General features: G+C 67.6%; 24 protein-coding genes. 18 read left to right on the forward strand and 6 right to left on the reverse strand.

Features of this window, described 5'->3' with window-relative positions; all coding sequences use genetic code 11:
• Nucleotides 1-30 precede the first annotated feature (30 nt).
• On the forward strand, nt 31-435 hold the full coding sequence (locus DEH84_RS09585; protein ID WP_109036657.1) for a DUF2237 family protein: 405 nt from the start codon (nt 31-33) through the stop codon (nt 433-435).
• Here the strand turns inward: DEH84_RS09585 and ligA are convergent.
• From ligA to smc, 3 genes are read right to left on the reverse strand one after another with little or no spacing between them, the layout of a single operon-like run.
• Nucleotides 426-2,555 carry an NAD-dependent DNA ligase LigA gene (gene ligA / locus DEH84_RS09590; protein WP_109036658.1) on the reverse strand — a complete coding sequence of 710 codons (2,130 nt, stop codon included), beginning with the start codon at nt 2,553-2,555 and terminating at the stop codon, nt 426-428. The genes DEH84_RS09585 and ligA overlap by 10 nt on opposite strands.
• A gap of 11 nt (nt 2,556-2,566) precedes the next feature.
• Entirely contained in the window at nt 2,567-3,628 is a 1,062-nt protein-coding gene (locus DEH84_RS09595; protein WP_109036659.1) for a cell division protein FtsZ, read from the reverse strand.
• A gap of 8 nt (nt 3,629-3,636) precedes the next feature.
• A complete protein-coding gene (gene smc, locus DEH84_RS09600; RefSeq protein ID WP_109036660.1) occupies nt 3,637-7,149 on the reverse strand; it encodes a chromosome segregation protein SMC in 3,513 nt (1,170 codons plus the stop codon).
• Nucleotides 7,150-7,405: 256 nt separating this feature from the next.
• Here smc and queF point away from each other — a divergent pair, with 256 nt between their 5' ends.
• The 10 genes from queF to DEH84_RS09650 all read left to right on the forward strand — a co-directional run bounded on the left by queF (nt 7,406) and on the right by DEH84_RS09650 (nt 18,632).
• Entirely contained in the window at nt 7,406-7,933 is a 528-nt protein-coding gene (gene queF / locus DEH84_RS09605; protein WP_109036661.1) for a preQ(1) synthase, read from the forward strand.
• Nucleotides 7,934-7,959: 26 nt separating this feature from the next.
• Entirely contained in the window at nt 7,960-8,709 is a 750-nt protein-coding gene (locus DEH84_RS09610; protein ID WP_109036662.1) for a hypothetical protein, read from the forward strand.
• 105 nt (nt 8,710-8,814) lie between these two features.
• Complete coding sequence (locus DEH84_RS09615) at nt 8,815-10,023, forward strand: GGDEF domain-containing protein (protein WP_109036663.1); 1,209 nt, start codon at nt 8,815-8,817, stop codon at nt 10,021-10,023.
• Nucleotides 10,020-11,189, forward strand: coding sequence for a GGDEF domain-containing protein (locus DEH84_RS09620; RefSeq protein ID WP_109036664.1), 1,170 nt, complete (start codon nt 10,020-10,022; stop codon nt 11,187-11,189). Before DEH84_RS09615 ends, DEH84_RS09620 begins: the two co-directional genes overlap by 4 nt.
• A 59-nt stretch (nt 11,190-11,248) precedes the next feature.
• On the forward strand, nt 11,249-12,478 hold the full coding sequence (gene dapC, locus DEH84_RS09625) for a succinyldiaminopimelate transaminase (protein WP_109036665.1): 1,230 nt from the start codon (nt 11,249-11,251) through the stop codon (nt 12,476-12,478).
• A 22-nt stretch (nt 12,479-12,500) separates the two neighbouring features.
• Nucleotides 12,501-13,331, forward strand: a complete 831-nt coding sequence (gene dapD, locus DEH84_RS09630; protein WP_109036666.1) for a 2,3,4,5-tetrahydropyridine-2,6-dicarboxylate N-succinyltransferase — start codon at nt 12,501-12,503, stop codon at nt 13,329-13,331.
• Between the two features lie 79 nt (nt 13,332-13,410).
• Nucleotides 13,411-14,595 carry a PilT/PilU family type 4a pilus ATPase gene (locus DEH84_RS09635; protein ID WP_109036667.1) on the forward strand — a complete coding sequence of 395 codons (1,185 nt, stop codon included), beginning with the start codon at nt 13,411-13,413 and terminating at the stop codon, nt 14,593-14,595.
• A 10-nt stretch (nt 14,596-14,605) separates the two neighbouring features.
• On the forward strand, nt 14,606-15,760 hold the full coding sequence (gene dapE, locus DEH84_RS09640) for a succinyl-diaminopimelate desuccinylase (RefSeq protein ID WP_109036668.1): 1,155 nt from the start codon (nt 14,606-14,608) through the stop codon (nt 15,758-15,760).
• Nucleotides 15,757-16,680 (forward strand): 50S ribosomal protein L3 N(5)-glutamine methyltransferase, encoded by a 924-nt coding sequence (gene prmB, locus DEH84_RS09645; protein ID WP_109036669.1) that lies wholly within the window; start codon nt 15,757-15,759, stop codon nt 16,678-16,680. The genes dapE and prmB overlap by 4 nt, the downstream gene beginning before the upstream one ends.
• Nucleotides 16,677-18,632, forward strand: coding sequence for an ABC-F family ATP-binding cassette domain-containing protein (locus tag DEH84_RS09650; protein WP_109036670.1), 1,956 nt, complete (start codon nt 16,677-16,679; stop codon nt 18,630-18,632). Before prmB ends, DEH84_RS09650 begins: the two co-directional genes overlap by 4 nt.
• A gap of 27 nt (nt 18,633-18,659) precedes the next feature.
• Here DEH84_RS09650 and DEH84_RS09655 read toward each other — a convergent pair whose 3' ends face one another.
• Nucleotides 18,660-19,064 carry a TraR/DksA family transcriptional regulator gene (locus tag DEH84_RS09655; RefSeq protein WP_245932546.1) on the reverse strand — a complete coding sequence of 135 codons (405 nt, stop codon included), beginning with the start codon at nt 19,062-19,064 and terminating at the stop codon, nt 18,660-18,662.
• 145 nt (nt 19,065-19,209) lie between these two features.
• Between DEH84_RS09655 and DEH84_RS09660 the strand changes: the two genes are divergently transcribed.
• From DEH84_RS09660 to DEH84_RS09685, 6 genes are all read left to right on the forward strand, one after another.
• The gene (locus DEH84_RS09660) at nt 19,210-19,704 is read left to right on the forward strand and encodes a MarR family winged helix-turn-helix transcriptional regulator (RefSeq protein WP_109036671.1); all 495 of its coding nucleotides are present in this window, start codon (nt 19,210-19,212) and stop codon (nt 19,702-19,704) included.
• Between the two features lie 91 nt (nt 19,705-19,795).
• A complete protein-coding gene (locus DEH84_RS09665) occupies nt 19,796-20,218 on the forward strand; it encodes an organic hydroperoxide resistance protein (RefSeq protein ID WP_109036672.1) in 423 nt (140 codons plus the stop codon).
• Nucleotides 20,219-20,351: 133 nt separating this feature from the next.
• A complete protein-coding gene (locus DEH84_RS09670; protein ID WP_109036673.1) occupies nt 20,352-21,065 on the forward strand; it encodes a C40 family peptidase in 714 nt (237 codons plus the stop codon).
• A gap of 57 nt (nt 21,066-21,122) precedes the next feature.
• Complete coding sequence (gene moaA / locus DEH84_RS09675; protein ID WP_109036674.1) at nt 21,123-22,262, forward strand: GTP 3',8-cyclase MoaA; 1,140 nt, start codon at nt 21,123-21,125, stop codon at nt 22,260-22,262.
• 7 nt (nt 22,263-22,269) lie between these two features.
• Nucleotides 22,270-22,914 (forward strand): molybdenum cofactor guanylyltransferase MobA, encoded by a 645-nt coding sequence (gene mobA / locus DEH84_RS09680; protein WP_245932768.1) that lies wholly within the window; start codon nt 22,270-22,272, stop codon nt 22,912-22,914.
• Nucleotides 22,901-23,446, forward strand: a complete 546-nt coding sequence (locus tag DEH84_RS09685; protein WP_109036676.1) for a GNAT family N-acetyltransferase — start codon at nt 22,901-22,903, stop codon at nt 23,444-23,446. Before mobA ends, DEH84_RS09685 begins: the two co-directional genes overlap by 14 nt.
• A 35-nt stretch (nt 23,447-23,481) precedes the next feature.
• Here the strand turns inward: DEH84_RS09685 and rnhA are convergent, their stop codons facing one another.
• Both rnhA and DEH84_RS09695 read right to left on the reverse strand, forming a co-directional pair.
• Nucleotides 23,482-23,931, reverse strand: a complete 450-nt coding sequence (rnhA, locus tag DEH84_RS09690) for a ribonuclease HI (RefSeq protein ID WP_109036677.1) — start codon at nt 23,929-23,931, stop codon at nt 23,482-23,484.
• Nucleotides 23,928-24,758 carry a class I SAM-dependent methyltransferase gene (locus DEH84_RS09695; RefSeq protein WP_109036678.1) on the reverse strand — a complete coding sequence of 277 codons (831 nt, stop codon included), beginning with the start codon at nt 24,756-24,758 and terminating at the stop codon, nt 23,928-23,930. Before DEH84_RS09695 ends, rnhA begins: the two co-directional genes overlap by 4 nt.
• Between DEH84_RS09695 and gloB the strand changes: the two genes are divergently transcribed.
• Entirely contained in the window at nt 24,757-25,533 is a 777-nt protein-coding gene (gene gloB / locus DEH84_RS09700; RefSeq protein ID WP_109036679.1) for a hydroxyacylglutathione hydrolase, read from the forward strand. The two genes, DEH84_RS09695 and gloB, sit on opposite strands and share 2 nt — an antisense overlap.
• Nucleotide 25,534: the final 1 nt, after the last annotated feature.

Consider the following 25,534-nt stretch of genomic DNA (forward strand, 5'->3'; position numbering starts at 1 on the left):
CCGCCCTCACCTCCACGCAACGCCAAGACCATGTCTGCCATCGACCTCGTGCCCGGCCGCAACGTGCTGGGCGGCCCGCTGCGGGCCTGCTCTTACGATCCGTTGACCGGCTACTTCCGGGACGGCTGCTGCCGCACCCGGCCCGACGACACCGGCCTGCACGTGGTGTGCTGTCGCGTCACGGCCGAGTTTCTGGCGTTCTCGATGAAACGGGGAAATGACCTGTCGACGCCCCGCCCCGAATGGCGTTTTGCCGGTCTGCAGCCGGGCCAGCGCTGGTGTCTGTGCGCCAATCGCTGGCTGGAAGCGTGGCAGGCCGGCGTGGCCCCGCCGGTGGCCCTGGAAGCCACCCATGAAAAGGCACTGGAGGTGATCCCGCTGGAGGCCCTGAAAGCGCATGCGCTCGAGCCCCAGCAGCACCGCGATCAGGACTGATCGGCTTCTTCGCCGACCGCGCCACCTGCCACGCTGCCCGCCAGAGCCAGCAGCGCACGCAGGCCATCCTCGTCGAGGATGGACACCCCCAGGCTCTGCGCCTTCTCGAGCTTGCTGCCGGCCTCCGCGCCGGCCACGACGTGATGCGTCTTCTTCGAGACCGAGCCGGCGACCTTGCCCCCCGCCGCTTCGATCAGGGCCTTGGCCTCATCGCGGCTGAGCGTGGGCAGCGTTCCCGTCAGCACAAAGGTCTGCCCTGACAGCGGCAGGCTGGCCGGGTCGGCCGCCGGCTCGTGCTCGGGCCAGGTCACACCGCACGCACGCAGTTGCTCCACCACCTCGCGGTTGTGCGCCTGGTCGAAGAAGGTGCGGATGCTGTGTGCCACCACCGGGCCCACGTCGCGTACCTCCAGCAACTGCGCCTCGGTGGCGTCCATGATGCGGTCGATGCCGCCGAAATGGCGTGCCAGGTCTTTCGCCGTGGCCTCGCCCACGTGGCGGATGCCCAGGCCGAACAGAAAACGCGGCAAGGTCGTGTGCTTGCTCTTTTCCAGCGCGTCCACCAGGTTCTGCGCGCTCTTGGTCGCCATGCGGTCCAGCGCGGCCAGCTTCATCAGGCCGAGCTTGTACAGCTCGGGCAGCGTGCGGACCAGACCGCCATCGACCAGCTGGTCCACCAGCTTGTCACCGAGGCCCTCGATGTCCACGGCGCGGCGCTGGGCAAAGTGCAGCAGCGCCTGCTTGCGCTGCGCGGCGCAGAACAGGCCACCTGAGCAGCGGTGATCCACCTCGGCGCGTTCGCGCACCACATCGCTGCCGCACACCGGGCAGTGCGCGGGCATGCGGAAGTTGGGCACGTAGGCCGGGCGCTCGCCGGCCACGACGCCCACCACTTCCGGGATGACGTCGCCGGCGCGTCGCACGATCACCGTGTCACCCACGCGCACGCGCTTGCGGCGCAACTCGAACAGGTTGTGCAGCGTCGCGTTGGTGACCGTCACGCCGCCGACAAACACGGGCTTCAAGCGCGCCACCGGGGTCAGCTTGCCCGTGCGGCCCACTTGGATGTCGATGCCTTCGACCTGGGTGAGCTGCTCTTGTGCGGGGTACTTGTGGGCCACGGCCCAGCGTGGTTCGCGGGTCACGAAACCGAGTCGGGCCTGCAAGGCCAGGCTGTTGACCTTGTAGACCACACCGTCGATGTCGAAGGGCAGGCCGTCGCGCCGCGCCCCGATGGCCTGGTGAAAGGCAACGAGGCCAGCTGCGCCTTGCGCCACGGTACGCTCGCTGCTGACCGGCAGGCCCCACGCAGCCAGTGCATCCAGCACACCACTGTGCGTGGCCGGCATGTCCCAGCCCTGGACCTCACCCAGTCCATAGGCGAAGAAGCTCAATGGGCGGCGGGCGGCGATGCCCGGATCCAGCTGGCGGACGGCGCCGGCCGCCGCATTGCGCGGGTTCACGAAGGTCTTGTCGCCGTGTTCGCGTTGCCGGGCGTTCAGGGTCTCGAAGTCGTCACGGCGCATGTAGACCTCGCCGCGCACCTCCAGCACCGCTGGCGCGCCCTCGCCTTTCAGGCGCAGCGGAATCTGTCGGATGGTGCGGATGTTCTGTGTGACGTCTTCGCCTGTCTCACCATCGCCGCGTGTGGCCGCGCGCACCAGCACGCCCTGCTCATAGCGCAGGTTGATGGCCAGCCCGTCGAACTTCAGCTCGGCGGCGTACTCGACGGCCGGTGCTTCATCAGGCAGCTCCAACTCGCGCCGCACACGGCCATCGAAGGCCTCGGCGCCGGTTGCCTCGGTGTCGGTCTCGGTGCGGATGGACAGCATGGGCACCGCGTGGCGCACCGGCGTGAAGCCCTCCAGCACCTTGCCCAGCACGCGTTGCGTCGGTGAATCGAATGTGCGCAGCTCGGGGTAGGTTTCCTCCAGCGTCTGCAACGCCTGGAAGAGCCGGTCGTATTCCGCGTCGGGAATGGCCGGTTCGTCCAGCACGTAATAGCGGTGCGCGTGCTCGTGCAACTGCGCGCGCAGCGTGGCAGCCTGCTCGGCCGGCGTGGGCAGGTCGTCGCCGGGCGGGGCCGTCGGAGCGCCGCCGGACACGTTGGATTGCGACATGGCGCCTCCAGTCAGCTGAACAGGCGGCGTGCGGCGGCCGATCCGGCGCCAAGGTCGCGCGCGGCAAGCGCCTCGTACAGGCGGGTCAGCTCGCCTTCAATCGAGGCGAATGCGGCCGGTGAGAACGGCTGGCCCTGGTCGTCGGCCATGACGGCATCCAGCGCCATGGAAAGGGCTTCGCCCGCGGCGCACCAAGCCCTGAACGGCGTCTGTTCCGGCGCGGTCTGGGGCACGTCGAAGGCCAGCAGCAGTTCCCGCAGCGCGGCCTGGTCAGGGTCTTCTGCAAAGGCTACCTGGGCGTCGAACTGGAGCGTCAGAACCGGGGGAGCACCCTCTTCGTTGCCGGGCAACACGAGCCGGCCGGGCAGCGAGCCGGGCAGGAATCCGTGACGCGCCGCTTGTTGCTGCACGTAACCCACCGACCACGCGCTGCCGCGGGCATACAAGCGCATGGCGAGTTGTGCGTCGTGCGCGCCGGCAAAGGCGTCCAGCTCCTTGGCCCGCGCGACGACGTCCAGCATGTCCGGGAACTCGACCGCGCCGCTCAGCGCGTCGGCCATCGCCTGGATCTTCTGCACGAACTCGGAATACTCGATCTCGTTGAGGCCGCCGGTGCGGTTGGCCAGCAGCACGCCAGCCTGCAGCTCGGCGTACGTCACGCCGGCCTGAGGTGCCTCCCACTCACCGCAATCGGCGCGCAGCGCCTCGATCAGCACGGGCTTGCTGCCCGCACGGCGCGTGGTCGGCACGTGCAGCAGGATGTGATCGCCGCTCATCGGTGCGTCGATGGTGATGGTCGCAATGGCGTCCACCAGGGCATCCAGGTGCACGTGTCCTCGCTTGAGCGGCGGCACCGTGCCGGGCGCTGCGGGCAGGTCCAACGGCTGCGTGGGCAGGTCGTCGCCCAGCGTCGGTTCACCGGGCAGGCCGGCCTGGGTGTCTACCGGCTCGACGGCGGCACGGCGCGGCTGCCGGGCGGCCAGTTTGCGCGACTGCCAGGTGCTGTGGATGAGGAAGACCGCCAGCACGACGCCGCCGAGAATCGCCAGATACAGGGTGAGGGAAGAGTTCATGAGGGTCCTCAGGCTTGGGCCATGCCCAGTGCCGCTTCCATGTCGACGGCCACGATGCGCGAGACGCCTTGCTCCTGCATGGTCACGCCCACCAGTTGCTCGGCCATCTCCATCGCGATCTTGTTGTGCGAGATGAACAGGAACTGGGTGCCGCTGGACATGCTCTTGACCAGGCGGGCGTAACGTTCGGTGTTGGCGTCGTCCAGCGGCGCATCGACTTCGTCGAGCAGGCAGAACGGGGCGGGGTTGAGCTGGAAGATGGCGAACACCAGGGCGATGGCGGTCAGCGCCTTCTCGCCACCGGAGAGCAGGTGGATGGTGCTGTTCTTCTTGCCCGGCGGGTGGGCCATGACCTGCACGCCGGCATCGAGGATCTCGTCGCCGGTCATGACCAGTTTGGCACTGCCTCCACCGAACAGGCTGGGGAACATGCGCCCGAAGTGTTCGTTGACGGTGTTGAAGGTAGAGCCCAGCAGGTCACGGGTCTCCAGGTCGATCTTGTGAATGGCGTCCTCGAGCGTCTGGATGGCGTCCATCAGGTCGGCCATCTGCGAATCGAGGAAGCCCTTGCGCTCGCGGGCGGCGGTCAGCTCTTCCAGCGCGGCCAGGTTGACGGCACCCAGCGCATTGATCTCGCGCTGGATCCGGTCGATCTCGGTCTGCAGGCCGTAGAGCTTGACGCCATCGCGCTCGATGCCTTCGGCCAGCACGGCCAGGTCGACACCGGCGGCGTTGAGCTGCTCCATGAACTGTGCGCCACCCAGCGAGGCCGCCTGCAATTCGAGCTGCAGCTTGGTGATCTCGTCGCGCAGCGGTTGCAGGCTGCGTTCGAAGCCCATGCGTTGCTCGTCGGCACGGCGAAGCTGCGCGGACAGGTCGTCGTAATGCTGGCGTGCCGCACCGAGCGCCTTTTCCTTTTCCACACGCACCGCCAGCGCCTCATCCAGCCCGGCGCTGGCCGTCGACTCACTGAGCTTCGCGAGCTCGTCGTTCAGCTGTGCGGCAGACGCCTCGTTGGCGGCAATCTGCTGACGGGCGGTTTCGATGCCGCGCTGCAGTTCACCGCGGCGCGCCACCATCGACCGGGCGCTGAACTGCGCCTCCTGAGCCTGGCGCTCGAGCGTACGGGCCTGCTCGCGCGCCTGCGACAGCTTGCGCTCTGCTTCGATCACGCTCTCTTCCAGCTGCGCGTGCTTTTCCTGGGCCTCACCCAGGCTGACGTCGAGCTCCTCGAAGCGGGCCTCGCCGGTGGCGCGGCGTTCCTGCAGCTCGTCGAGCTGCGCGTCGATCTCGGTCAGTTCTTCGGTGATCTGCCCGCGCCGGCTCGATGTCTGCTCGGCCTGTTGCGTCAACCGCAACACCTCGACCTGGAGGGCGTGCGTGCGCTGCTGCGCTTCGCTCGTTTCACGCCGGGACACGGCCAGGCGTTGCGAGGCGTCGGTGTAGGCCGCTTCGGCACGGATCAGCGCAGCCCGGGCATCGTCCCCCATCAGCGCCTGAGCCTTGACCTGCTTGTCGAGGTTCTCGATTTCCTGGGCGCGCGCCAGCATGCCGGCCTGCTCGGAGTCCGGCGCATAGAACGTGACGGCGAACTGGCTCACGGCATGACCGGCCCGCGTCAGGATCAGCTCGCCATGGGTCAGTTTGCTGCGGCTGGCCAGCGCCTCTTCCAGGCTGGCGGCGGTGTAGACGCCCTCCAGCCAGTCGTTCATCATCGCCTTCAGGCCCGGCTCGGTCAGGCGCAGCAGGTCACTCAGACGGGGCAAGGTGGCGTGGGTGTTCGCAATCTCGTCCGACGGCAGGCTGTAGAACGCCAGGCGTGCGGGTGGCGCATCCTGCTCGAACGCGCGCACGGTCTCGACCCGACCGACCTCGAGCGCCGACAGACGTTCGCGCAAGGCCGCTTCCAGGGCGTTCTCCCAACCGGGCTCGATGTGCACGCGGGTCCACAACCCGGGCAAGCCATCCAGCCCGTGCTTGGCCAGCCAGGGTTTGAGCTTGCCCTCGGTCTGCACCTTTTCCTGCAAGGCCTTCAGGGCCTCCAGCCTCGCGGCCAGTTCAGCCTGGCGCGCGGCCTGCGCATTGGCCTCGTTCTGGCGCGCCTTGCGCTGCTCGTCCAGCGTGGGCACGGTGTCGGTCAGGTCGCCCAGGCGGGCTTCCAGCACAGCCAGGGCCTCCTGCCCCTCGTCCAGCTGGGCTTTCAGTTCATGCAGGCGAGCGTCGTCGGTCGAAGTCAGGTTCTGCCGCTCGGCCACCAGGCGCTCGCGCCGCATGTTGAACTGGCGCGTCTGTTCGTCGATGCTGCGCGACTCGGCCGCCAGCAGCTGGATCTGCTGCTGCACCTGCTGTGCGGCCCCGCGCTGGGCGTTGGCGCGCTGGGTGGCGGCCCGCACGGCGTCTTCCAGGGCAGGCACGTTGCCGGCCAGCTCTTCGGCCTGCGCCGCCAGGATCTCGGCCTGCTCCTCGGCGGCCATCATCTTCTCGGCCAGCTCTTCCAGCTCGATCTCGGCCGCGGCAGCGCGCTCAGCCCACTGATCGTTGTGTGCCTTCAGTTCCGCCAGACGCTGCTCGGTGCGCTGACGGCCCTCCACCACATAGCGGATGCGCTCTTCCAGCCGGCTCACTTCCAGGTTGGCATCGGCCAGCGCGCCCTGGGCCACATGGAGCGCATCGCTCGATGCATAGTGGTCCTGACGCACGTGCTCCAGCTCGGCCTCCACCGACCGCAGCTCGGCCATGCGGGCCTCCAGCGCGTTGGTGGCCTCAGCGACCGCCAGCCGGATGCGGCTTTCCTCGCTCGTGGCATCGCGGTGCTTGAGGAACCACAGCTGATGCAGCTTCAGCGTGCCCTGCTCCTGCAGCCCGTGGTAGCGCGAAGCCACCTCGGCCTGCCGCTCCAGGCGCTCCAGGTTGTTGTTCAGCTCCCGGAGGATGTCTTCTACCCGCGTCAGGTTCTCGCGCGTGTCCTTCAACCGGTTCTCGGTCTCGCGACGGCGCTCCTTGTACTTCGAGACCCCGGCCGCCTCTTCCAGAAACAGCCGCAACTCTTCCGGGCGAGACTCGATGATGCGGCTGATGGTGCCCTGTCCGATGATGGCGTAGGCGCGCGGCCCCAGGCCGGTGCCGAGGAACACGTCCTGCACATCGCGACGGCGCACGGGCTGGTTGTTGATGTAGTAGCTCGACGTACCGTCGCGCGTGAGGACACGCTTGACGGCGATTTCGGCGAACTGGTTCCACTGCCCACCTGCGCGGCCCGACTCATTGCTGAAGACGAGTTCGACGCTGGCGCGGCTGGCCGGCTTGCGGTTGCCCGAGCCGTTGAAGATCACGTCCTGCATGGACTCGCCACGCAGCTCGGACGCCTTGGACTCGCCCAGCACCCAGCGCACGGCATCCATGATGTTGGACTTGCCGCAGCCATTGGGGCCCACCACGCCGACCAGCTGCCCGGGCAGCTGGAAGTGCGTGTGTTCCGCGAAGGATTTGAAGCCGGACAGCTTGATCGAATTCAGACGCATGCTTGGGGCTCAACCGGGACCGATGCCTGCGGGCCGGACCGCGGGCACACCCGACGCAAATTCGAGGCAAGCCACCCGCTAAGTCGTTGATTTCTCTATCAAAACCCGCCGTTTTGAGGGCGAGAGACAATCAGGGATGATACCATTGGCATTTGCTGTGCAAGCCTGCCTCCGCGCACGGCCCTAAGGTCGCGTGGTGGCTTGCACCTCCTCCTCCAGACCCGCGCGCCACCGCGTGCACTGCTTCAATCCCCGCATGGCCAAGAAAGCCTCTTCCACCGCCGCGAAGGCCCCTGCCCGCGCCCGCAAGACCGCCCCGACCGAAGCCGATCTGGTCGTCGGTGAGCGCACCGCCCCCGCGGTGCCCCCCTCGGTGCCGTCGCGCCAGCTGGACGTGTTCCCCAACCCGGCCCCCCAGCGCGACTACGTCATCCAGTTCCAGGTGCCCGAGTTCACCTGCTTCTGCCCGCTGACCAAGCAGCCCGACTTCGCGCACTTCACGATCGACTGCATCGCCGACGAACTCTGCGTCGAACTCAAGAGCCTGAAGATGTACATGTGGAGCTACCGCAACGAAGGCGCGTTCCACGAGAAGGTCACCAACGACATTCTGGAAGACATCGTCAAGGCCATCGACCCGCGCTACCTGCGGATCACGGCCAAGTGGTACGTGCGCGGCGGCATCTACACCAACGTGGTCGTCGAGCACCGCAAGAAGGGCTGGAAGCCGGCCCCGCGCGTGGAACTGCCGCAGCACAACGCCGAGACCGGCCTGCTGGGCTGAGCCCCTGATCCACCGGGCAGCGAGCAATGACCTTCTCGGACGGGGCGCTGCCCGCGATCGAATGGGTGATGGTGCTTGGCTGCCTCGCGGCCACCCTGCCGTTCAAGCCCTGGTTGCCGCTGCGCCACCGCGAACTGCAGAGTCCTTGGCTCGGCGCCATGGTGATCCTGCCCTTTGCCTGGTGGACACGGCATCTGCTGCCCTCCGGGCTGGCCTTGCATGTCAGCGGCGCCTGCCTGCTCGTGCTGATGTTCGGCTGGCCGCTGGCCGTGTGGAGCATCACGCTCGTCGGCGTGCTGACGGCCGCGCTGGAGGCCTTCACCCCCCCGCGTCTGAACGCGCATCAGCGTTGGATGAACGAGGCCTTGCCCGCCATCCAGGGCGTAACGGATCTGGGCCCCCGGTTGCTCCATCAGGCCGATGCCATCGCCGCGCAGGTGGCGTGGCTCGGCGTGCTGCCGGCCACACTGGGCCTGCTGCTGGGGTTGGCTGTCCGGCGGTTCATGCCCGCCCACCTCTTCGTCTTCATTCTCGGGCGGGGCTTCATCGTCACGGCCCTGTCCGTCACGCTCGCCGGGCTCGCCGCGGCGGCCATCGGGCGCGTGCCAGAAGGCATCGACACCGGTGAATGGTTGCTGGCGCACTGGCTGCTCGGGTGGGGCGAAGCCATCAGCACGGGCATGCTGACTGCCATCTTCGTGGCATTCAAGCCGCACTGGATGCTGACGTATTCGGACCAGCGCTATCTCGCCGGCCCCCATCGCCCGGGCCCATGACGTCATCCGGCGGCCAATGTTCCCCGCCACGCACTGAACTGGCGTAAACGTCGGGAGTCCGGGCGCTTGCGGCCGATATCCTGCGGCATCAGGCCTGATGTACCGATGCCGCCACTGCCCTCACCCCGGTTTCCCTCCTTCGCGAATGCCCTGCTGGGCCGCCATCCCCGGCGGCGGCGGCATGTGCTGTTCGTGCTGGCCACGGGGCCTCTCTACGCGGTCAGCATGGCCGTGGCCATCCAGTCGTCGGCATTCGGGTTGCTGGCCCCGTCCCTTGCGCTGATCCTGGCCGGCACCAGCCTGGCCGTCTTCACGCTGGTGTACGCGCTGGTGCGCAGCGGCTGGTCGGCCCGCCTCAGCGATCCGGTGCTCACGTTTCCCCACGCCATGGCGTGCATCGTGCTGTCCATGGCCGCCTACGTGGCGCTCGGCTCCGACCGCGGCAACGTGATCATCCTCATCGCGCAGACCATCGTCGCCGCCATGTTCCGCCTGCGCCCCCTCCAGGTTCTGGCGCTGGGTTGCGCCTCCGTGCTGCTGCTCGCAGCGGCGGTGACGGGGCTGCACCACCATGACCCCGCCAGCTTCCCCGCGCCCGTCGGGTGGCTGCATTTGTCAGTGGGGGGCTCCACCATCCTGCTGCTGTCGCTGGTTGCCAAGTGGGTGAGCGACATCCGGGTGCGCCTTGACCGTCAGGCCCGGGAGCTGAAGGACGCCCTGACCACGGTGCAGCAGCTGGCCACCACCGACATGCTGACCGGGCTGATGAACCGGCGGATGATGACGGAAATCCTCGAGCGTGAAATTCGCCAGAGCCTGCGGCATGACACGCCGATGTGCGTGGCGCTGATCGACATCGACCACTTCAAGCACGTGAACGACCGCCACGGCCATGCCGCCGGCGATGAGGTGCTGAAGGCTCTGGCTGCACTCGGTCGCAAGGACCTCCGCCAGGTGGACCTGCTTGCACGCTGGGGCGGCGAGGAGTTTCTGCTGCTGCTGCCCCGCGTGCCCCTGGCCGATGCGCTCGTTGCGCTTGATCGTCTGCGACTCCAGGCACAGCAACTGGCGGTGCCGGGCCACCCGTCGGTGCACATCAGCGTGTCGGCCGGTGTGGCGCAACTGCGTGAGGACGAGACGCTGGATGCCCTGCTCGACCGGGCGGACACCGCACTGTACGAAGCAAAACGCACGGGCCGAAACCGGTGCGTGGCAGCCGTACCGCGCAGCGGTGAGCCTGCCGCCCAGGCAGAAGGCAGCGCCCTGCTGATCGACCTGCGCAGCGTGGCTCGCCTTCAGGAGGACGGGGCATGAGCGGCAACCCGGCCACCAGCTTCGCGGAAGAGCATGACCCCATCATCGAGGCCATCAGCCGGCTGGCCGCCTTCGTGTTCGGGCCCGACCGCGCCACCAGGCTGCGCACGGCGGCGATTCTGCTCTGCGCGGTGATGTACTTGATCTGCTGCCTGGCCGCGCGGATGGCGGCCGACATCGGCGTCATGCGCAGCTTCGCGCCGGCCTGGCTGGCGTGGACCAGCCTGCCCGCCTATGTGGTGTTCTTCCTGCTCGTGCGCAGCGGCCGCACGCGCCGCCTGAAGGACCCGACGCTGATGATCCCGCAGAACGTGTTTGCCTTGCTGGCCATCGCGTTCGCCTACACGGCCGTCGGGCCGCATGACCGGGGCCTAGTGCTTGTGTTGCTGGCACTGGTCACCGTCTTCGGCATGTACACGCACACTCCCAAACAGTCTGCCGCGATCGGGATCGTCGCCACACTGGTGCTGGCGGCCACCATGGGCATCCTGTCCTGGCTGGACCCGGTCTACTACCCGCCCGCCCACGAGCTGATCCGGTTCGAGCTGCTCGCCGGCTCGATGCCCGTGGTCGTGCTGTCGGCCTACCGGCTTTCGACCTGGCGTGAGCGCGTCGCCACGCAGCGACGGGATCTGCGGGCCGCGCTGGAGCAGGTTCAGAAGCTCGCCGTGCGCGACGTGTTGACGGGCCTGTACAACCGCCGCTTCATGCAGGAGAAGCTCGACCAGAGCGTCAAGCGCTTCGATCGCTACGGCGAGCGCTTTGCGGTGGTGCTGATCGACCTGGATCACTTCAAGCAGGTGAACGACCAGCATGGCCACAAGGTGGGCGATGAGGCGCTGCAGGCCTTTGCGTCCGCCGCCATGCTGGTGCTGCGCGAGACCGACACGGTGGCGCGCTGGGGTGGCGAGGAGTTCCTGGTGGTGCTGCCCAACGCGACGGCAGGCAAGGCCGCCATCGCCATGCGCCGGCTGCGCGAGGCCCTGAGCCACGCCCCGGTGTCGGCCTCGGCCCCGGGACTGCGTGTGCGCTTTTCGTCCGGCATCGCCGTGCACGAAGCGCCGGGCAATGTCGCCCAGATCCTGGAGCGGGCCGACAAGGCGCTGTACCAGGCCAAGCGGAGCGGCCGGGACCGTGACGCCCTCGCCGCGCGCACGGGCACATGACACATCCCGAGGCCGACAAGGCGCAGTCCGAGCCCCACCACGGGCGATAATCGCGCCCCATGAATCCCCTGCTTTCCAAACTGCAGCCCTACCCCTTCGAGCGCCTTCGTCAGCTGACGGCCGGGGTGGTGCCGAACCCGGCCTACCGGGCGATCAGCCTGGGCATTGGCGAGCCGAAGCACCCGACGCCTGCCTTCATCAAGGACGCCCTGACCGCCGCGCTCGACGGCCTGGCCGCTTACCCTGCCACGGCAGGTGAGCCCGCCCTGCGCGAAGCCTGTGCGGCCTGGGTACAGCGTCGCTACGGCCTGTCGCTCGATCCTGCCACGCAGATCCTGCCGGTCAACGGCTCGCGCGAGGCGCTGTTCGCGTTGGCGCAGACGGTGATCGACCCGACGCAGCACGCCGAAGCAGGCGGCCCGGCGGTGGTCTGCCCCAACCCTTTTTATCAGATCTACGAAGGCGCGGCCCTGCTGGCCGGCGCGCGTGTGGTGTTCGCCAATTCCGACCCGGCGCGCAACTTCGCGGCGGATTGGTCCAGCATTCCCGACGCCGTGTGGGCCACGACCCAGCTGCTGTACGTGTGCTCGCCGGGCAACCCGACGGGTGCCGTGATGCCGCTGGAAGAATGGCAGCGCCTGTTCGAATTGAGCGACCGCCACGGCTTCGTGATCGCGTCGGACGAGTGCTACTCCGAGATCTACTTCCGCGAAGGCCCCGATGCCGCGCCCCTGGGTGGCCTGGAAGCCGCCGCGAAACTGGGCTGCTCCGATTTCCGCAACCTTGTGGCCCTCACCAGCCTCTCCAAGCGCTCGAACGTGCCGGGGCTGCGGTCGGGCTTCGTCATGGGCGATGCGAAGCTCATGAAGGCCTTTCTGCTCTACCGCACTTACCACGGCAGCGCAGTGGGCCCCGCCGTGCAGCGCGCCAGCGTCGCCGCCTGGAACGACGAGGCCCACGTGGTGGAAAACCGCCGCCTGTACCGCGAGAAGTTCGAGAAGGTCACGCCCATCCTGGCTTCGGTCATGGACGTGGCCCTGCCGGACGCCAGCTTCTACCTGTGGGCCAAGGTGCCCGACACCGTCTGTGGTGGCAGCGACGAGGCCTTCGCCCGTGAACTGCTGGCTCAATACAATGTCGCGGTACTGCCCGGCAGCTACCTGGCCCGCGAGGCCCAGGGCGTGAACCCAGGTGCCGGTCGCGTGCGCATGGCCCTGGTGGCCGGCGTCGAAGAATGTGTGGAAGCGGCTGAACGCATCAAGGCCTTCATCCTTTCCCAGTCGAAGTGAACCCTCCCCCGAAAGACACAAGATGACCCAAGCTCTGCAAACCGTGATCGAGAACGCGTGGGAAGCCCGCGCCGAGCTGTCCGTGGCCAGCGCCCCCGCCGAGATCCGTGACGCCGTCAACCACATCATCGACCAGCTCGACAGCGGCAAGGCCCGCGTGGCCGAGAAGATCGACGGCAACTGGGTCGTGCACCAGTGGATCAAGAAGGCCGTGCTGCTGAGCTTCCGCCTGAACGACAACGTGCCGATGGGCGAAGGCCCGCTGACCTTCTTCGACAAAGTGCCCAGCAAGTACGGTTCGATGACGCCCGAGCAGCTCAAGGCCACCGGCGTGCGCGTGGTGCCGCCGGCCGTCGCCCGTCGTGGCAGCTTCCAGGCCAGGAACGTGATCCTGATGCCGTCGTACGTGAACATCGGTGCCTACGTCGATGAAGGCACGATGGTCGACACCTGGGCCACCGTGGGCTCGTGCGCCCAGATCGGCAAGAACGTTCACCTGTCTGGCGGCGTGGGCATCGGCGGCGTGCTGGAGCCCCTGCAGGCCAACCCCACCATCATTGAAGACAACTGCTTCGTCGGCGCCCGCTCGGAAGTGGTCGAAGGCGTGATCGTCGAAGAGAACTCGGTGCTGGGCATGGGCGTGTACCTGGGCCAGAGCACCCCGATCTTCAACCGCGAAACCGGCGAGATCACCTACGGCCGCGTGCCCTCGGGCTCGGTGGTGGTGTCGGGCAACCTGCCCAAGAAGACCGCCGCCGGCCAGGACTACAGCCTGTACGCCGCCGTGATCGTCAAGCGCGTCGATGCCCAGACTCGCTCGAAGACCAGCATCAACGACCTGCTGCGCGCCTGATCGGCCCAACAGTGTCAACCGGCCGGGCGCCTGAGCGGGCCCCGGCCCTGACTGAGATACCAAACCCCGGGAGCGCAGGATGAGTGGTGGCAATCTGGAGCGGGTGCTGCGTCTGATGGCCGAGAAGAAGGCGTCGGACGTGTTCCTTTCGGCCAAGACGCCCATCCTCATCAAGATCCACGGGCAGATCATGCAGCTGACGGACCAGGCGCTCACGCCGTCCCAGCCGCGGCAGTTGCTGGCCGAACTGGTTTCGCCCACGCAGATGGAAGAGCTCGACGAAACCGGAGAGCTCAACCTCGGCATCACGATTCCCGGCGTGGCCATCTTCCGCCTGAGCGCATTCAAGCAACGCGGTTCGGTGGCGGCCGTGTTCCGGCACATCCCCTCCGAGATCCCGCAGCTCGACACGCTCAACGTGCCCGACATCCTGGGCAACCTGATTCTGGAAAAGCGCGGCCTGATTCTGCTGGCCGGCGCCACCGGCTCCGGCAAGAGCACGACCATCGCGTCCATGCTCGAACACCGCAACCAGCGGATGACGGGCCACATCCTGACGATCGAAGACCCGCTGGAATTCCTGTTCTCGAACAAGAAGTCCATCGTGAACCAGCGTGAGGTGGGCCGCGACACGCAATCGCTGCAGATCGGCCTGAAGAACGCGCTGCGCCAGGCGCCCGATTGCATCCTCATCGGCGAAATCCGCGACCGTGAGACCATGACGGCCGCGCTGTCGTACGCCCTGTCCGGCCACCTGGTGGTGTCCACCCTGCACGCCAACAACAGCTACCACGCGCTGGGCCGCATCCTGTCGTTCTACACGCCCGAGGCCCGCCCCGCGCTGCTGAGTGACCTTGCTTCCGGCCTGAAGGCCATCGTGTCGCAGCGTCTGCTGCGTTCCACGGCAGGTGGGCGTGTGCCGGCCGTCGAGGTGCTGCTGAACACCCAGCTGGTGTCCGAGATGGTCGAGCGCGGTGACTTCACCGGCGTGAAGGAAGCCATCGAGAAGTCATTGGCCGAAGGCTCGCAGAGTTACGAACAGGACATCGCGCGGCTGATCACCGAAGGCGTCGTGACCCGCGACGAAGGCCTGGCCAACGCCGACTCGCCGACCAACCTCATGTGGCGACTGGCCAATGACACGACGGCCAGAAGCAAGCTGACCGCGCAGGTCGAAGAACACGACGATGGCCCGTCGTTCACCGAAATCACCCTGGACGTGAACCACGACGAAGTGCCCGGCTTCGCGTCCACCCGTTTCTGAAGCTCCCACCATGACCCCAACCGTGCGCCTCGTCGAGGCGCTGATCGCCCGCCCCTCGGTTACCCCAAAAGACGAAGGCTGCCAGGCCCTGATGGCCGAGCGCCTGCAGGCCATCGGCTTCGAGTGCCACACCCTGACCTTCGGGCCCGAGAACGCGCCGGTCACCAACCTCTGGGCCATCCGCCGCGGCCATGGCCACGCAACGGGCGCGCCCACCCTGGTCTTCGCCGGTCACACCGACGTCGTGCCCACCGGCCCGCTCGAGCAATGGAACAGCCCGCCGTTCGCGCCCACCTACCGCGGCGGACAGCTCTACGGCCGCGGCGCCGCCGACATGAAGACGTCGTTGGCGGCCATGGTCGTGGCCACGGAATCGTTTGTGGCGGCCCACCCGGATCACGCCGGCAGCGTCGCGTTCCTCATTACCAGCGATGAAGAAGGCCCCTCGGTGGACGGCACCGTCAAGGTGTGCGAATGGCTGCAGGCACGCGGTGAGCGAGTGGACGCCTGCATCGTGGGCGAGCCCACCTCGGTGCGCGCGCTGGGCGACATGATCAAGAACGGCCGTCGCGGGTCGCTGTCGGGCAAGCTGCGCATCCAGGGTGTGCAGGGCCACATCGCCTACCCGCATCTGGCGAAGAACCCCATTCACCTGGCCGCCCCGGCCCTGGCCGAGCTCACCGCCATCGTCTGGGACGAGGGCAACGATCACTTCCCGCCCACCAGCTGGCAGATGTCGAACATTCACGCCGGCACGGGCGCGAACAACGTGATCCCGGGCGAGCTGGTCATCGACTTCAACTTCCGCTTCTCGACCGACTCCACGCCCGAATCGTTGAAGGAACGTCTGACCGCGGTGCTCGATCGCCACGGCCTGGCGTACCACATCGACTGGGCCCTCAGCGGCCGCCCCTTCCTCACCCGCAAGGGCCCGCTGGTGGAAGCCATCTCGGGCGCCATCCACGAGGTCACCGGCATCGAGACCGAGCTGTCCACCAGCGGCGGCACCTCGGATGGCCGCTTCATCGCCCAGATCTGCCCGCAGGTGGTCGAATTCGGCCCGCTGAACGCCAGCATCCACAAGATCGACGAGCACGTCGCCGTGGCTGACATCGAGCCGCTGAAGGACATCTACCTGAAGACGCTGGAAAGGCTCGTGGCGTGAGCGCGCCGCTGACCGTCATCGCGCTGATCGAGCAAGCCGCAGCGCAACTGGATCAAGCCGGCGTGGCCTACGGGCACGGCACCACCAACAGCTTCGACGAGGCCGCGTGGCTGGTGCTGTGGCGCCTCGGTGAACCGCTCGACAGCCTGGACGACGTGGCCGACCGCCCTGTCAACGCCGAAGAACAGGCCGCCGTCGATGTGTTCATCCAGCAGCGCATCACCACCCGCAAGCCCGCCGCCTACCTGACCCGGCAAGCCTGGCTGCAAGGCGTGCCGTTCTATGTGGACGAACGCGTCATCGTGCCGCGCTCCTTCATCGCCGAAGTGCTGGCCGACGGCAGCATCGACGCCTGGCTCAGCGACCGCACCCACCGGGTGCTCGACCTGTGCACCGGCAACGGCAGCCTGGCGGTGCTCGCCGCCATGGCCTTCCCGGACGTGACCGTCGACGGTGCCGACATCAGCGAAGACGCGCTGGCCGTGGCCCGCATCAACGTCGAGCAGCACGGCCTGCAGGACCGCATCACGTTGCTGCACAGCGACGGGCTGTCCAGCGTGCGTGGCCCCTACGACCTCATCCTCTGCAACCCGCCCTACGTCAACGCCGAATCGATGAAGGCACTGCCGGCCGAATACCGCGCCGAGCCCGAACTGGCCCTGGCCTCGGGTGAGGACGGCATGGACTTCACGCGGGCGTTGTTTGCCGCGCTGCGCGCGGATCCGGACCGTCACCTGGGCGAAGACGCCGTCATCGTGCTCGAGATCGGCAACGAACGCCCGAACTTCGAAAGCGCCTTCCCCGACCTGGCCGTCACCTGGTTGCCCACCACGTCCGGCGACGACCAGCTGCTGCTGGTGACCCGCGACGCGCTGCTGCTCGATACCCACGCCCCCGAAGGCGCCCCGCTCTCATCATGATCGTCCTGAAGAACGTCTCCCTGCTGCGAGGCGTGAAGCCCGTGCTGGACCAGGCCAGCGCCACCATCCACCCTGGCGAAAAGGTCGGCCTCATCGGCCGCAACGGCGCGGGCAAGTCCTCGCTGTTCTCGCTGCTGGCCGGGCGCCTCCACCCCGATGCCGGCGACGTCGAGATCCCGCCCAGCTGGCTGCAGCCCGGCGGCATGGCCGAGGTCGCGCAGAACATGCCCGAAACCGACGAGCCGGCCACCGAGTTCGTGCTGCAGGGCGACGGCCGCCTGATGGCAGCGCGACAGGCCCTGATCGAGGCCGAAGCCAGCGGCGACGGCCACGCCATGGCCGAGGCCCACGCCGCGCTGGCCGAGGCCGGCCACTTCGATGCACCTGCCCGCGCCCAGGCGCTGCTGCTGGGCCTGGGCTTCCAGCTCGCGCAGACCATGGCGCCCGTCAACAGCTTTTCCGGTGGCTGGCGGATGCGGCTGCAGCTCGCCCGCGCGCTGATGTGTCCCGCCCGCCTGCTGCTGCTCGACGAACCCACCAACCACCTGGACCTCGACGCGCTGGTCTGGCTGGAAGGCTGGCTGCAGCGCTACGAAGGCACGCTGATCATCATCAGCCATGACCGAGAGTTTCTCGACGCCATCACCCGCGTCACGTTGCACCTCGAAGACGGCACCCTGACCCGCTACACCGGCGGCTACACCGCGTTCGAGGCCATGCGGGCCGAGCGGCTCACGCAGCACCAGGCTGCGTTCGAAAAGCAGCAGGACCGCATCGCCCACCTGCAGAAGTTCATCGACCGATTCAAGGCCCAGGCCACCAAGGCCCGCCAGGCGCAAAGCCGCGTCAAGGCGCTGGAACGGATGGAGAAGCTCGCCCCCGTGCTCACGGCCAGCGACTTCGAGTTCGAGTTTCCGGCCCCGGCCAGCCTGCCCAACCCGATGCTGGTCATGAAAGACCTGCAGTGTGGCTACCCGAGGGAGGGCGACACCCCGCTGACCATCGTGCAGGGCGTGAACCGCTCGGTGCTGCCGGCGCAACGCATCGGCATCCTGGGCGCCAACGGGCAGGGCAAGTCCACATTGGTCAAGACGCTGGCTCACATGCTGCAGCCGGTGGGCGGCACCGTCACCGAAGGCAAAGGCCTGAGCATCGGCTACTTCGCGCAGCAGGAACTCGACGTCCTGCGGCCGGACGAAGGCCCGCTCGCCCACATGATCCGCCTGGCTAAGGAAGTCAGCCCACAGGCCCGCGAGCAGGAACTGCGCGACTTCCTGGGGCGCTTCCGCTTCACGGGCGACATGGTCATGCAACCCGTCGGCCAGTTCAGCGGAGGCGAGAAGGCCAGGCTGGTGCTGGCCTTGGTGGTCTGGCAGCGCCCCAACTTGCTGCTGCTCGACGAACCCACCAACCACCTCGACCTCACCACCCGCGAGGCGCTCAGCATCGCGCTCAACGAGTTCGAAGGCACGGTGATGCTGGTCAGCCACGACCGGGCCCTGCTGCGCGAGGTGTGCGACGAGTTCTGGCTCGTCACGCGAGGCGGTGTCAGCACCTTCGACGGCGACCTCGACGACTACCAGCGCTGGCTGCAGGAGCAGGCACGCGAGGTCGCGCTGGCCGCGCGCGCAGCCCGCGACGCTGACAAGGCGATCGCTCCGGGTGAAGCCCCGGCCAACCGCAAGGAAGACCGCAAAGCGGCAGCACAGGCCCGTCAGCGACTGGCCGAGCAGGCCAAACCGCTGAAAGCCGAGCTCAAGAAGATCGACGACCGCCTGGCCCATGCCGCCCGCGAGCAGACGGAACTGACGGAAGCACTCGGCGGCCCGGATCTCACTGGTGCCGAGCGGGCCGAACAGGGCAAACGGCTCAAGGCCCTGGGCGACGAGATCGAAACACTGGAATCCCGGTGGCTTGAACTCACCGACGCCATCGAGCAACTCAGCGCCTGACCCATCCGGGCGTCATCGCCGCGGCGCTCAGTGCCCGCGGCGATGCTCCGCGACGTCCTGACAGGCAATGCAGAGTTCCGCCTGAGGCAGGGCCTTGAGTCGGGCCACCCCGACCTCTTCACCACATCCGGTACACCATCCATAGGTGCCATCGGCCATGCGCGCCAGCGCAGCGTCCACGGCCGCGAGTTCGGCGTCATCGTGGTGCAGCATGGCGATCACCTCGTCATCGGCTTCTGCCGCAGCCCCGCCTTCGACACCGGCCACGAACGTGTTCGCGGTGGCCGCATCTTCGGCCGCCAGGCGTGCGCGCAGCTGCCCTTCCCGCCCCAGCAGATCCATCCGGTGCGCCTGCAGGCGGGCCTTCAGTTCGCCGAGGGTGTCGACATCGAGTCCAGCTTGCGCGCGCAGCGGGGCTTCCACGGAATTCATGCATGTCTCCTTGTGACGTGTCGGCTGGAACGCCGCGGCCATCCGGGCTGCGGCCAGCGCACCGTTCAGGATAGAAAGCTCGCAGCACCATCGCCTTGCTGCACGTCAACTGAGCACGCCTGCCGCGGGCGTCTACCATGCGGCCATGCCTGAGACCCGCCCATCGCCGCCCGAGCCCCGACCCGACACCGCACCCGACGCCCTGCTGTCGCTCGACAACCAGTTGTGCTTCTCGCTCTACGCCAGCTCGCTGGCCATGACGAAACTCTACAAGCCGCTGCTGTCCCCGCTCGGGCTGACCTACCCTCAGTACCTGGTCATGCTGGTGCTGTGGGAGCACGGGCGTCTCAGCGTCAACCAGATCGGCCACACGCTGCACCTCGATTCCGGCACGCTGACCCCGCTGCTCAAGCGCATGGCAAACGCCGGCCTGATCCTCCGACAGCGTGACCATGCTGACGAACGCCGCGTTCTGGTGGAGCCAACAGAAGCCGGGCGCACGCTCCAGCACGCTGCACAGGATGTGCCCCGCACGCTGCTGTGCCGGATGGGTCTTTCACCAGATGAAGTGGCCTCCCTGCAAGATACGTTGGGCAAGCTCCGTCAGCGCCTGCACGGCCTGCCGCCGGAACCCCTGTAGGCACCGGGGGTTATGAAGGCGACGCGTGATACCACAGCGTCTTTACCGCAAAATACATTGCACGCAACTTAATTGCCTGAAAGGAAAATCCATGGCACTCGACAAAGTTCTCTACGTCGCCCACGCCACCTCGAGCGGTGGTCGCGACGGTCGCTCCGTGAGCGATGACGGTCATCTCGATGTCGCCCTCGCCCGGCCCAAGGAAATGGGCGGACAAGGCAACGGTACCAACCCGGAACAGCTGTTCGCCGCAGGGTACTCCGCCTGCTTCCTGGGCGCCATGGGTTTCGTCGCCGGGCAGCAGCGCAAGGCCCTGCCCGCGGGCACCGAGATCACTGCCGACGTCGGCATCGGGCCGATTCCGGCTGGCTTCGGCATCGAGGTCACGCTGAACATCACCCTGCCCGGCATGGACAGGACCGAGGCCCAGGCCCTGATCGATGCAGCCCATCAGGTGTGCCCCTACTCCAATGCCACCCGCGGCAACATCGACGTGCGCCTCGTGCTGCGCTGAGCACCTGACCCTTCGGCGCCCCGGTTTTCCGGCCAGTGAAAACCGGGTTGCACGGAGATTCGGTGCTAATCTCGCGTTATCACCGACTTTCCAAGGTTGACGTCCGGCGTCTTCCTGCCTACGCTTGCGCCCCATGCGTTTTGAAATCCGCCCAGGTGGCGGCTCCTCTCCGGGTCTGCGTGCGCTGAAGCAACGCCTTGCTTCCCTGACCACCGTCGTCGCCCTGGTGCTCGTGTCGGTCACGGCCTCGCTCACAGTGACCCCTGCATCGCACGCGCAGTCCATCGTGGCGCCTGCCCAGGCCGCCTCGGCGCCCGCGCGCACCGAGAGCGAAGACCCGGTCTCCCGCTTCCTGTCCGACCGAGGGCTCCTGCCCAATACCCGCCCGGTGGTCGACTTCGCCCAGCAAATGCGCGGCAAGGCCTCCGACATGGCATCCGAGCTCGTCCTCTCGGCCATGAACTTCCTCGGCGTGCCCTACCGTCGCGGCGGCCAATCGCGTGAGCAGGGCTTCGACTGCAGCGGCTTCACCCGCCACGTCTTCGAGAACAGCGTCGGCCTGATCCTGCCGCGCCGCGCCATCGAACAGGCCAACTCGCCCGACCTGATCCCCGTGCAGCAGAGCGAACTGAAGCCCGGCGACCTTGTCTTCTTCAACACGCTGCGCCACACCTTCTCCCACGTCGGCATCTACATCGGTGACAACAAGTTCATCCATTCCCCGCGCGCCGGCGGTGCCGTGCGTGTCGAAGACATGCGCGTGAGCTACTGGCAGCAACGCTTCGATGGTGCCCGCCGGGCCCCCGCGATGGTGGCGCGTCCGCCAGGCATCGAAGCCCCTAAGTAAGTCCGGCCTTGTGCCCGCGCATACCGGGTCACCCTGACCCGCGCCACAATGTGCGCCATGCGTCTGCCAGACCCGCTTGTCGCCCCACGCCGCACCATCCCGCTTGTGCCCGACGCTCCGGATGCAGGCCGGGTGCTGCCCCTGCCCCCGCGTGAGCGGGCCGGCATCGCCGTCAACGGTGCACTGACCGACACCCGAGGCCGCGCACTGCGCGATCTGCGCATCTCCGTGACCGACCGGTGCAACTTCCGCTGCGGCTACTGCATGCCGCGCGAAGCCTTTGGCCGCGACCACGCTTTCCTGCCGCAAGGCGCCCTGCTGAGCTTCGAAGAAATCACCCGCAGTGCGCAGCTGTTCCTGTCGCTGGGCGTCCGCACATTGCGCCTCACTGGCGGGGAACCCCTGCTGCGCAAGGATCTCGAGCGCCTGGTGGCCCAACTGGCCGGCCTGAAGACGATCGAGGGCACGCCGCCCGACATCGCCCTCACCACCAACGGCTCCCTGCTGCGTCGAAAGGCGCAAGCCCTTCGTGACGCTGGCCTTCGCCGCGTGACGGTCAGCCTCGATGCACTGGATCCGAGCCTTTTTGCCCGCATGAGCGACAGCGCGATCACCGTGCATGAAGTGCTCGACGGCATCGATGCCGCCCGCGAGGCCGGCCTCGGCCCCGTCAAAGTCAACATGGTGGTCCAGCGCGGCATCAACGACACCGAGGTCGTGTCCATGGCACGCCACTTCCGCCACAGCGGGGTCGAGCTCCGTTTCATCGAGTTCATGGACGTGGGCAAGACCAACGCCTGGCAGCGGGATGTCGTCCTTGCGTCCGATGCCGTGCGCGCCCGCATTGCGGCCGAATGGCCTCTTCAACCCGCCGAAGCGCCGCGCCCTGGCGCCACGGCCGAGCGCTGGGCCTACGCCGATGGCGCGGGGCATGTCGGTTTCATTTCGAGCGTCACCGCCCCCTTCTGCGGCGACTGCACCCGGCTGCGCCTCTCGACCGACGGCCGCCTCTACACCTGCCTGTTCGCGGACCGCGGCCATGATCTGCGCGCCCTGCTGCGCGGGGGCGAGCCGGATGACGCCATCCGCGATCGACTGACTGCACTGTGGCAGCAGCGCAGCGACCGCTACTCGGAACTGCGCGGCCGCGCACCGGCCGCCCCTGAACGCATTGAAATGAGCTTCATCGGTGGCTGAACGGATCGTGGCGTGTGCCGGCTGGCTGCTGGCGGGGGGAGAGGGCCGACGTGTCGGCGGCCAGGACAAGGGACTGCTTCCGTGGCGGGGTCGCCCCATGGGTGACCACGTTCTGGCCGCGATGGCACCGCAGGTAGGCGGGCTGGGCATCGTCGCCAATCGGCATGCAGACCGCTACCGCGCCCTCCTGACGCACCACGCGTCAGGCACCGCCCATCCCGTGGCAGAACCGCCGGCACCGACCTCGTTGGGCGTCCACGCCGACGATCCCGGGCTCCCGCCCTTCAGCGGTCCGCTGGCCGGCATGCTCACCGCGATGACCGCGACGCCCCAGGAATGGATCTGGTTTCTGCCATGCGACATGCCGCGCCTTCCGGGTGACGTGCTTGCGACATTGTGGCGCGCAGCGCACCGGGATGGGGCAGACGTGGCTGTACCATGCACACCCGACGGCTTGGACGGCTCGCGCCACCACTGGGTGTGCGCGCTGATGCACAAGCGCGTGCTCCCGACGCTGCAGACCGCCTTCATCTCGGGGGAACGCAAAGTCGGGCATCTGATTGCCAGATGCAAATGGACCAGCGTATCCTTTGCCGACGCGGCAGGATTCGCGAACTTCAACACCCTGGAGACTGAGCATGGTGGTGACTGATTCACCAGTGCGCTTGTCGCGGATCGCCCCCGCCGACCTGAGCGCTTACAAGAACCTGCGTGATGAAGGTCTCCGCCTCTATCCCGATGCCTTCGACGCCGACATCGAAAGCGAACAGGCCCGGCCGCCCGAGAGCTACCTCGGCAAGCTGGGCCTCACCGAACCCCTGGGCGGGACGTTCCTGATCGGTGCCTGGGAAGGCCGGGACATGATCGGCATGGTCGGGCTGGAGCGCCAGTCCCTCCACAAGCTCAGACACTGTGCCGAGCTCAACAGCATGATGGTCCGACCCTCGCACACCGGCAAGGGCGTCGGCATCGCGCTGGTCGAAGCCGCCGTGGCCGAAGCCCGCAAGGCCATCGGCCTGGAACAGATCGTCCTGCGCGTCAGCACCGCCAGCACATCGGCCATCAATCTGTACGAGCGCGCAGGCTTCCGCGGCTGCGGCGTCCTGCCCCACGCAATCCGTCTGGTCGACGCGCCGGGCCAGATCCGCTACTTCGACAAGCTCACCATGGTGCTCGTGCTCTGAGCACCACCGCCAGCGAGCCCGGGCCTCAACGGGCCTCAACGGGCCTCGGCTGCGCCCCGGTTTGCCAGGCCGTCGGCGCGCTCGTTGCCCGGGTCGCCGTTGTGGCCGCGCACCCAGCGCCAGTCCACGTCGTGCTGGGCCGCCATGGCTTCCAGCTCACGCCACAACTCGGCGTTCTTCACCGGCTTGTTGTCAGCGGTCTTCCAGCCCCGGCGCTTCCAGCCGTGTATCCATTCGGTGATGCCTTTGCGCACGTATTCGCTGTCGGTGTAGATCACCACCTTGCAGCGCCGCTTGAGCGACTTCAGCGTCTCGATCACCGCCGTCAGTTCCATGCGGTTGTTCGTCGTGTTCAACTCGCCGCCCCACATTTCCCGTTCGTGCGGGCCGCTCACCATCCACACCCCCCAGCCACCTCGGCCCGGGTTGCCCTTGCAGGCCCCATCGGTATAGGCCACCACTGCAGGTGCTGCCGTTTCAGTCATCCATTCACATCCTGTTGATACGGTGCCCGCACCGGATGGCGCTGGGTCACCACGGCCGGTTGCGCCGCAGCGGGCAACCGGGTCTTGCGGATCTTGCCCACGAGGTGCATGCCGCGCACCCGCTTGACGGCCACCACGACGTACACGGCGCCGAGCACCGGCCACCAGCGTTCGCCAGCGCGCTCCATCCACGCGAGCCGCTGCCACCAGGCTTCGGTGCCAACCATGGGGCGCCAGCAACCGAAGCTGCCCGTCTCGACTTCGAGGTCGAGCAGACGCAGCCAGTCGCGCAGGCGCCAGTAGCCGATGAACTCGCCCTGTGGCAGCACCTTGGCCGAGGCACCCCGGCCACGTCCCATGCGCTGGCGCGTGCCCCACAGGCTCATCGGGTTGAAGCCGATGATGAGCGCCTTGCCCTCGGGCACCAGCACGCGCTCCACCTCACGCAGCGTGTCGTGCGGATCGCGTGCCAACTCCAGGGCGTGTGGCAACACCACCAGATCGAGGCTGTTGCTGGCAAACGGCAGCGACTCGAAATCGCACCGCAGGCCGAGCGGCGCACTCGACAGCGAAGGCCCCTCTTCCAGCGGTGAGGCGTTCGAGGCCGGCGACCACCGCTGGTACGCTGCGTCGAGAGCCAGCCAACGATGGGGCATGCGATTGGTGCGCAGGCCGTCCAGTTCCGGCAGCCCGAGCTGCAAGGCATGGAAGCCGAACATGTCGCTCACCAGCGCATCGATGCGGGCCTGCTCCCACGCCAGCAGGGCCTGACCGCTCGGCAGGCCCAACCAGGGGTGCAACTCTATAATCGGCCCGACTTTCGACATGAAACTTTCAGCCCTGCCCGCCTTCGCCGACAACTACATCTGGATGCTGCACGATGGCCGCAAGGCCGTGGTGGTGGATCCGGGAGAGGCCGCGCCGGTGCAGGACGCCTTGCAGCGCCTGGGCTTGACCCTGGCCGCCATTCTAGTGACGCATCGCCACGCCGACCATGTCGGCGGTCTGGCAGCGCTGCAGACCGGGGAGATCCCCGTGTACGGCCCGCGACACGAGGCCATTCCCGGTGTGACGCATGCAGTGGCCGGTGGTGAGGACATCGAGGCCCTGGGGGCGCGCTTTCAGGTCATCAACGCGCCGGGGCACACAGCCGGTCACGTGCTTTACATGCTGCCCGACGGGCTGGATGAGCTGACCCCCTCGCCTGTAGCCTTCGTCGGCGATACACTGTTTTCCGCGGGTTGCGGGCGCGTGTTCGATGGCACGATGACCCAACTGCAACACAGCGTCGCCCAGATGGCCCGGTGGCCCGACTCGACCGTGCTGTGTCCCGCCCACGAGTACACGCTCGGCAATCTGCGTTTCGCGCAGGCGGTCGAACCCGATAACGAAGACATCCGGGGCCATCTGGCCCATTGCCAAGGTCTGCGCGCGCAGGACCTGCCCACCCTGCCCACCACGGTGCATCTGGAACGGAAGATCAACCCCTTCCTGCGGTGCACCGAGGCGGCGGTCATCCAGGCTGCACGCCATCACGGCGCCCTGGATGACAGCCCCGAGGCGGTCTTTGCCGCGCTTCGCCTGTGGAAAAACACCTTCTGAC

Origin of the sequence: Aquabacterium olei, from assembly GCF_003100395.1 — a bacterium.
GTDB classification, from domain to species: domain Bacteria; phylum Pseudomonadota; class Gammaproteobacteria; order Burkholderiales; family Burkholderiaceae_C; genus Aquabacterium; species Aquabacterium olei.